The following is an 8660-nucleotide window of genomic DNA, read 5'->3' as shown; positions in this document are numbered from 1 at the left end:
TCGCGGTCTGCGCCGGCATCAGCGGCTTGCCGCGCGCGCCCGAGCTACGGCTCGACGCGGCGTCAGGGCGCGCCGACGGCATGCGGGCCTGCGCCGGGCGTCGCCGTAAACTCAAGCACGCCAACCGGCAGTGCCATTCGTGTCGGGGACCTTTTTTGAAGGGGAGGGAGTTTTTGAAAAGGTCGCTGCTGCCCCGGCTTGCGGAATCCCCACTTCATCGCGGCACCCAACCGGGCAAACGGCACAGGGACTGTGCCTGCTACTGAAGACGAACGACACGCAACGGCGCAGGCAACGAGCCCGCTCGTTTCCGGTGATCCTACACCCGTGGGGTGGCCCGTGCAAACGGATTTCCCACGCGAGTGGGCGATACGGCGATAACCGCCGCTACGCTCGTGTGCCTGTTTCTTCCCATCTGTTCCACCGTTCTGAAATCGGCGGCCCCTCCGCCCCGTTTTCGCGCGGAGGTGACAAACGAGGCGACCTCGTCGTCGCGCAATTCGGCCATGAAGCGGACGGCGGGCCCAGGATAGGGAACAGGGGACAGGAAACACGGAAGAGAGTGGCCGCGGCGTCCGAGCGATTCGGCCGGTTCGGCCTTCGTGGGCGGCGCACAGGGGCCGTTTTGCGCAGGCCGGTCCCGGCCCGCTGGCGATTCTTTCGCCGAGAGTGGCGAAAGAATCGCCAACCCCGCGATTTCCGCGACGGCACCATCGCACCATCACCCCTGGGTGGATTCTTAGCGGCATTGCGGTAAACTGGATAGACCCGCCCCTTGATCCACCGACCCGAATGCCCGCCTATGGATCCCTGCCGTTCTGTGCAAGCCACAACGTTTCGTTCACGTTCCGCTGAAGTGCCAGCCGAGCAGGCCCGCGCCGTCACGCGGCGGCACTTCTTGAAAGACTGCCAGCTCGGGCTGGGCGCGGCGGCCCTGGCGTCGCTCGTCGCTCGCGATCTCTCGGCCGCCACCTCGCAGGTGGTCAACCCGCTCGCGCCCCGCGCGCCGCACTTCGCGCCCAAGGCCAAGCAGGTCATCTACTTGCACCTCACCGGCTCGCCCCCGCACCTCGATCTGTACGACTACAAACCCGAGCTGGTCAAGCTCGACGGTCAGCCCTGCCCCGATTCGTTCATCAAGGGCAAGCGGTTCGCCTTCACGTCCGGCACGCCCAAGCTGCTGGGCACCCCGCGGCAGTTCGCCCAATATGGCCAGAACGGCGTCTGGCTTTCGGACGCTTTGCCGAACTTGCAGTTGGTGGCCGACGAGTTGTGCGTCATCCGCTCGATGACGACCGATCAGTTCAACCACGCCCCGGCCGAGTTGCTGCTGTACACCGGCTCGCCGCGTTCCGGCCGGCCCTCGATGGGCGCCTGGGTGACGTATGGCCTCGGTTCCGAAAATGAGAATCTGCCGGGCTTCGTGGTGTTGATCTCCAGCGGCGTGCAGCCCAACGGCGGCAAGAACTCGTTCGGCAGCGGGTTTCTGCCGTCGGTGTTTCAAGGCGTGCAGTGCCGTTCCAAGGGCGACCCCGTGCTCTATGCCTCCGACCCGGCGGGTATGGACCGCGGCATTCGACGTGACACGCTCGACGCCCTGCGCGATCTCAATGAGATGCAGGCCCGCGAAATGGGACACCCGGAAACGCTCACGCGGATCGCTCAATATGAGCTGGCGTTCCGCATGCAGACCGCCGTGCCCGAAGTCATGGACATTTCGCGGGAACCGAAAGAAACGATCGCGGCCTACGGCGCCGAGCCGGGCGGGGCGAGCTTTGCCAACAACTGTCTCTTGGCCCGGCGGCTGATCGAGCAAGGGGTGCGATACGTGCAGCTTTTCGACTGGGGATGGGATTTCCACGGCACGGGGGGCGACACCGACATCAAGGACGGCCTGACCAAGAAGTGCGCCAGCATGGACCAGCCGGTGGCGGCCTTGATTAAAGACCTCAAGCAACGGGGTATGCTGGAAGAGACGTTGATCATCTGCGGCGGCGAGTTTGGCCGCACGCCGTTCCGCGAGGGCCGCACGGCCGCCAGCGCCCTGTTGGGCCGCGACCACTATCCCGATGTGTTTACCATGTGGATGGCCGGCGGCGGCGTGAAAGGTGGCTACACGCACGGCGAATCGGACGAGTTGGGCTTCTCGGTCGCGCGCGACAAGGTCCACGTTCACGACTTGCAGGCCACCCTCCTGCACCTGTTGGGCTTCGACCACACGCGGCTGGTCTATCGCTTCCAAGGTCGCGACTATCGGCTGACCGACGTCCACGGCGAGGTCGTTCGGGCATTGCTCGTGTAGGGTGTGACAAGCGAGCTTGCGAGCGCCGGCCCACCGACTTGAGGCGTCAGGTTTCAGGCGTCAGGAAACAGTGTTCCTGAACCCCGAACCCATCCTACGGTCTTTGCTCCCGAATGGCCTGCCCGGCCTGATCGCACACGCGGAGCTGAAAAGCCCAGCCTTGGGCCCAGTCTTCTTTCTGTTCATTCTGCAGCACTTTGACCAGAATCGCGTTGCGGCCTTCGTTCAAGGTGCCACGGCCGACGAACTGGTCCATGTCGGCGCCCGAATGGTAAACGCGGTGCTCGTGGACGAGCACGCCGTTCAGCCAGACCTTGTCGGCATTGTCATGTTTGGCCCAGCGGGTACGTGGCGTGTAGAAGTAGACAGTAAACGGAAGTCGGGGGTGGAATCAAGCCCGTAGCCCGCTCGGTCCGTGAGGGAACGGCTTGGCTGGCCGTTGGATCGTCCGCTTTCGCGGGTCTCGGCGCGTGGCAGGTTGAGTTGTCCGCACCTTGTTGGTTATCATGAGAGAATTGACGCTTCTGGCTTCATCCATCTCCGGAAGTCCCGCCGTTTTCGCCCGCCCAACGAGAGTTCCGCGTGATGAGTTGTCGTTCTCGCTATCCGGTCATTTCCCTTGCCGCCCTTTGCCTGGCCCTGCTCGGCCCGCGGTCGCAACGCTGCACGGCCGCCGACGCTGCCGCCCGGCCCGTAGAGGCCGTCAACTACAGCGAGCAAATCAAGCCGGTCCTGGCCGGCCGCTGCTACGCCTGCCACGGCCCCGATGCCGCCCAACGAAAAGCCGACCTGGAACTGCACATCCGCGACAAGGCGGTCCGTGAGGCCATCCTGCCGGGCAAGGCCGATGCCAGTCCATTGGTCGAACGCATCACCAGCCAAAACCCCGACGAGCGGATGCCGCCGCCTGATTCGAAAAAGCCGCCGCTCTCGGCCGAAGAGATCGAGCTGGTCAAACAGTGGATCAACGAAGGCGCGCCGTTCGACGCCCATTGGGCCTACGTCAAGCCACAGCGGCCGCCGCTGCCCGTGCCCAAGAACGCCTCTTGGGTCCGCAATCCGATCGACAACTTCGTCGCTCTGCGACAGGAGGAGCACGGCCTGTCGCCCGCCGCGGAAGCCGACCGCCGCACGCTCATCCGCCGGCTGTCGTTCGATCTGGTCGGTTTGCCGCCCAAGTCCGCCGAGATCGATGCCTTTCTGGCCGATCCGCGGTCCGACGCTTACGACCTGCTTGTCGATCGGCTGCTGTCGTCGCCGCACTACGGCGAACGGATGGCCCAGTACTGGCTCGACGTGGTCCGCTACGCCGACTCGGCCGGCTATCACAGCGACAACGACCGCTATGTCTGGCTCTATCGCGACTACGTGATCCAGGCGTTCAACGACAACAAACGCTTCGACCAGTTCACCGTCGAGCAGATCGCCGGCGACCTGCTGCCCAACGCCACGCGCGAGCAGCGGACCGCTTCGGGCTACAACCGCCTGCTGCAAACCACCGAAGAGGGCGGCGCGCAGGCCAAGGAATACACGGCCAAGTATTCCGCCGATCGGGTCCGCAACACGGCCGCGGCCTGGCTGGGCGCCACGATGGGTTGCTCGGAGTGCCACGACCACAAGTTCGATCCCTACACCACCCGCGACTTCTACCGCTTCGCCGCCTTCTTTGCCGACGTGAACGAGCGGGCCGTCGGCCGGCAGGAACAAACTCCGATGCCCACCGCCGAAGAGGCGGCGCGGATCAAGCAGGTCGAAGCGCAGATCGCCGCCGGCCGCGCGGAGCTCGACCAGCCGCGGCCCGAACTCGACGCCGCCCAGGCCCAATGGGAACAGGATCTCCGCAACCGAAAGACCGAGTGGGCGACGCTGGCGCCCACCGCCAGCAGTTCGTTGGGCCGGGCGACCTTCACGCCGCAGCCTGACGGCTCACTCCTCGTCGGCGGCGCCAATCCGGACAAAGACGTCTATACGTTCACCGTTCCGGTCTCGCTCAAGGGCGTCACGGCCCTGCGGCTGGAAGCGCTGCCCGACAATTCGCTGCCGACCCACGGTCCCGGCCGGGCGGGCAACGGCAACTTCGTGCTCAACGAGGTCGAGGCGACGTTCAACGATGCCCCAGTCAAATGGTCGGTCGCATCGGCCTCGCACTCGCAAAAAGATTGGGACGCGGCAGGCGCCGCCGATGGCAAGCCGAAGACGGGCTGGGCGATTCTGCCGGAGGTCGCGAAGGCCAACCAGCTCGTGCTGGAAACTGCGGCCGACCTGGGCGATGGCAACCCGGCCACGCTCACCCTCAAGCTGCACCAGAATTACGGCAGCAGCCATGCCATCGGCCGGCTGCGGCTCGCCGCCAGCACGTCGCCGCGGCCGGTTCGGGCGGAGGGGGTCGATGCGCTGCCCAAGAACCTCACCGACATTCTGGCCGTCGAACCGGCCGGCCGCAACGACGAGCAGAAACGAACGCTGGCTGCTTACTATCGCACGATCGCCCCGCTCTTGCAGCCGCTGCGCGACAAGCTGGCCGCGATCGAGAAGCAAAAGGACGACCTCGTCAAGTCGGCCCCGACGACGCTGGTTTCCATGTCGGTGGCGCCGCGCGTGGTGCGCGTGCTGCCGCGCGGCAACTGGCTGGACGATTCGGGCGAGATCATGTCGCCCGGCGTGCCGGAGTTTCTCGCCGCCCTGAACGTGACCGATCGCCGCCCGTCGCGCGTCGATCTGGCGATGTGGATGACCTCGCGCGACAACCCGCTGGTGGCCCGCGTGTTCGTCAACCGCCTCTGGAAGCTCTTCTTTGGGCAAGGCATCGTCAAAACGCTCGACGACCTGGGCACGCAAGGCGCCTGGCCGACGCACCCCTTGCTGCTCGACTGGCTGGCGGTCGAGTTCATCGAGAGCGGCTGGGACGTGAAGCACATCGTGCGGCTGATGGTCACGTCGAACGCCTATCGGCAATCGGCGACGCCTTCGCCCGAAGCGCGGCAAAAGGACCCGGCCAACCAGTGGCTGGCGCGGCAGAACCGCTTTCGGCTGGATGCCGAAATGGTGCGCGACAACGCCTTGGCGGTCAGCGGCCTGCTTTCCGACAAGATCGGCGGGCCGAGCGTCAAGCCATATCAGCCGGCCGGCTATTGGGCACACTTGAACTTTCCCGTGCGCGAATGGATGCACGATCACGGCGAGAGCCAGTATCGCCGCGGCCTTTACACCTGGTGGCAGCGGACCTTTCTGCACCCCAGCCTGCTGGCCTTCAACGCCCCGACGCGCGAGGAGTGTACCGCCGAGCGTCCGCGGTCGAACACGCCGTTGCAAGCGCTGGCGCTGTTGAACGACCCGACCTACGTCGAAGCCGCGCGAGCGCTGGCCACCCGCATCTTGCGGGAGGCGCCGGCCGGGCCGAGCGAGCGCATTCGCTTTGCCTGGCGCGAAGCGCTCGGCCGCGACCCGATGCCCGACGAAACCGCCGTGCTCGTGCGGCTGTATGAAAAGAACCGAAATGCTTATGCGGCCGATCCGACCGCCGCCGGCGCGTTAACGGAAAACGGCGAGCTGAAGCCGCTTGGCGGCGGCGATCTAATCGAGCTGGCGGCCTGGACCGCCGTCAGCCGCGCGATCTTGAACCTTCACGAAACGATCACCAGGTATTGAGCGTAGGGTGGGACCAGCGAGCTTGCGAGCGCCGGCCCACCACGACAAGGCGTCAGGCGTCAGGCGTCAGGCGTCAGGCGTCAGGCAATTGCCAATTCGAAATTCGCTCCCGGCGCGCCGCGATGCAATTCCCCCAACCACGTTCCGCTTCCCATGAACCTTGATTCCCTTTTCGACCTCGCCAATCGTCGCACCTTCCTCAACCGCGCCACGACCGGCATCGCCTCGGCCGTGCTGGCCAACTTCCTGCGGGCCGAACCGGCAGCGGCCGCCAGCGCCCCGGCCAGCTTGGGCGTGGTCGATCCGCTGCACTTCGCGCCCAAGGCCAAGCGGGTGATTTTCCTCTGCATGGCTGGCGGCCCGACGCATCTGGAAACGCTCGACTACAAGCCCAAGCTGGCCGAGTTGCACGGGCAGCCGATGCCCGAATCGTATACCAAGGGTCAGCCGATCGCCCAGCTTCAAGGCCGAGAACTCAAATGCTACGGCCCCCAGTTCGCCTTCAAAAAGTTCGGCCCGGCGGGACAGGAAATCTGCGAGCTGTTTCCGCACATCGGCTCGGTGGCCGACGAGTTGTGCATTATCCGCTCGATGCATACCGAGGCCATCAATCACGACCCGGCCCACACTTTCATGAACACCGGCACGACCATCTCCGGCCGGCCGTCGATGGGTTCCTGGCTGCTGTATGGGCTGGGCAGCGACAGCGACAACTTGCCGGGGTTCGTGGTGCTCACCTCACTGGGCAAAGGCGGGCAGGGCCAGCCGATTGCCGCCCGGCAGTGGCACAGCGGCTTTTTGCCCAGCCGCCTTCAGGGCGTCGAGTTTCGCTCGAAGGGCGACGCGGTGCTCTACGTCGGCAATCCCAAGGGCGTGAGCCGCGAGCGGCAGCACGACGTGGTCGAGGCGGTGAACGAGCTGAACCATCTTCGCAACCAACAGGTCATCGACTCCGAAATCGCCACGCGGATCGCCCAGTATGAGATGGCGTTCAAGATGCAGGCCAGCGTGCCGGAACTGATCGACGTGTCGGGCGAGCCGCAAAGCGTGCTCGACCGCTACGGCACGCAAGGCGGCGACGGCTCGTTCGCCGCCAATTGCCTGCTGGCCCGGCGGCTGGCCGAGCGGGGCGTGCGGTTCATCCAGCTTTATCACCGCGGCTGGGACCATCACGGCAACTTGAAGCGGAGCATGGAGATCACGTCGAAGGAGGTCGATCAGGCGTCGGCGGCCTTGATTCGCGACTTGAAGGAGCGGGGCATGCTCGACGAGACGCTGGTCGTCTGGGGCGGCGAGTTCGGCCGCACGCCGATGGCCCAAGGCGACGGCCGCGACCACCACATGAAGGGCTTTTCGATCTGGCTGGCCGGCGGCGGCATCAAGCCCGGCATCAGCTACGGAGCGACCGACGAGTTGGGCTACAACGCGGTGGAAAACGTCGTTCACGTCCACGACCTGCATGCCACGATGCTCTACTTGTTGGGCATCGACCACGAGCGGCTGATCTATCGCAACCAGGGCCGCGACTTCCGCCTCACCGACGTGTCGGGCAAGGTGGTCAAAGCAATTCTGGCTTGACGGACGTTGCGTCCCCCGGCAATCAACATCTTGAGTGGAAGGGCTTGCGATCCACGATGCCGGCGGCTTCGACGCGCGTGCCTCGAAACCGCCCTCAGCTCCCCCTTCGCCGGAGACCGATTCAGCCAGGGCGGCTTTGCCGCGTGAATCTACCAAATTGTCAAAGACCCGAGCCGGCGCTGAGCGCCGCCTGCCACCGCGAGGGACGAGTAAAGGCGTCCCAGGATTTGATGTCGCTCTCGGCGACCGGTTCCGCATCAACGTGCGGTTGCGTCGCCTCGATTTATCCTTGTCATAAAATAATTAGCGTTGTCAAAAACAAAACCCGTGTTCGGTTTGCCATGCCTGCAACCCCTTGGCCTGCTGGGCTTTGCGCCGACGCTCTCGGGGCGGCTCATTTTGGCCCCGCAACCATAAATCTAGGGGGTGGGGCATCAGTTTTGGATTGTCTGTGTTGGTCTTTGGTCTTCGGTCTTTGGTCTTGGGTCTGCCCGTCTGCCGTCTACTTTCCTCTGTTCTACACCACGGCTGGCTTGGGATGTTTCGCGTCCCAGCGTACGTCTCTCATCTCTCATCCCGATTGGGTTGTTCTACCGCGCGGCTGGCTTGGGTTGGATCGGTTGCAGGCGCCCGCCTGCGTGGCTCCCTGTGTTCTACCGCGCCCTTGGCTTGCGACCGAATTTTTTCGACTCACACCGCGTGATAGGCAAAAACCTCGTGTTTCGCCGGTGTGTGCAAATTTATATACACCGTGCGCGGGGGGGCGGCATTCGGCGGTCGCGCTAGGCAGCCGCTCATTCTTCGGCACGGCTGACACTCGCCATCCTTGTGTTCTATCTCGCGGCTAGCTTGGCATGGATCTGCGGCGGGCGTTCCTCCGCATCGTTTCCGTCGTTCTACCGCGCCGTTGGCTTGGGACCGCATCTTTTCGGCTTCTCAACGCAGCTCGACGAACGCCGGCGACGCTGCTTCGCCGCACGGACAAAAGAATTGCTCAAAGAACAGACAGCCAGATGACCACTATGCACATCATTTGAGCAGCCGCCAAAAAACCCTCCATCAGGTCAACGGATGGGCAAAAACCTCGTGTTTCATCGGCCTCCGCAAATTTGCGCAAGCCGATCGCCACCGG

5 protein-coding genes are annotated in these 8660 nt (G+C 64.7%); 4 read left to right on the top strand and 1 reads right to left on the bottom strand.

Going from position 1 to position 8660, the window contains the following annotated elements:
* Positions 1 to 266: hypothetical protein (locus tag VNH11_20805; protein ID HVA48819.1), on the top strand; the 266-nt coding region annotated here is incomplete at its 5' end.
* A gap of 536 nt (positions 267 to 802) precedes the next feature.
* Positions 803 to 2302, top strand: a complete 1500-nt coding sequence (locus tag VNH11_20800) for a DUF1501 domain-containing protein (GenBank protein HVA48818.1) — start codon at positions 803 to 805, stop codon at positions 2300 to 2302.
* Positions 2303 to 2396: 94 nt separating this feature from the next.
* On the opposite strand, the gene VNH11_20795 is transcribed toward VNH11_20800, so the two are convergent.
* A complete protein-coding gene (locus VNH11_20795; protein HVA48817.1) occupies positions 2397 to 2600 on the bottom strand; it encodes a hypothetical protein in 204 nt (67 codons plus the stop codon).
* A gap of 287 nt (positions 2601 to 2887) precedes the next feature.
* Here VNH11_20795 and VNH11_20790 point away from each other — a divergent pair, with 287 nt between their 5' ends.
* Positions 2888 to 5950, top strand: a complete 3063-nt coding sequence (locus VNH11_20790) for a PSD1 and planctomycete cytochrome C domain-containing protein (protein HVA48816.1) — start codon at positions 2888 to 2890, stop codon at positions 5948 to 5950.
* 153 nt (positions 5951 to 6103) lie between these two features.
* Entirely contained in the window at positions 6104 to 7528 is a 1425-nt protein-coding gene (locus VNH11_20785; GenBank protein ID HVA48815.1) for a DUF1501 domain-containing protein, read from the top strand.
* Positions 7529 to 8660: the final 1132 nt, after the last annotated feature.

It is taken from the genome of Pirellulales bacterium (genome assembly GCA_035533075.1).
GTDB lineage: Bacteria > Planctomycetota > Planctomycetia > Pirellulales > JAICIG01 > DASSFG01.
This window is presented reverse-complemented; position numbering and strand designations above follow the sequence as displayed.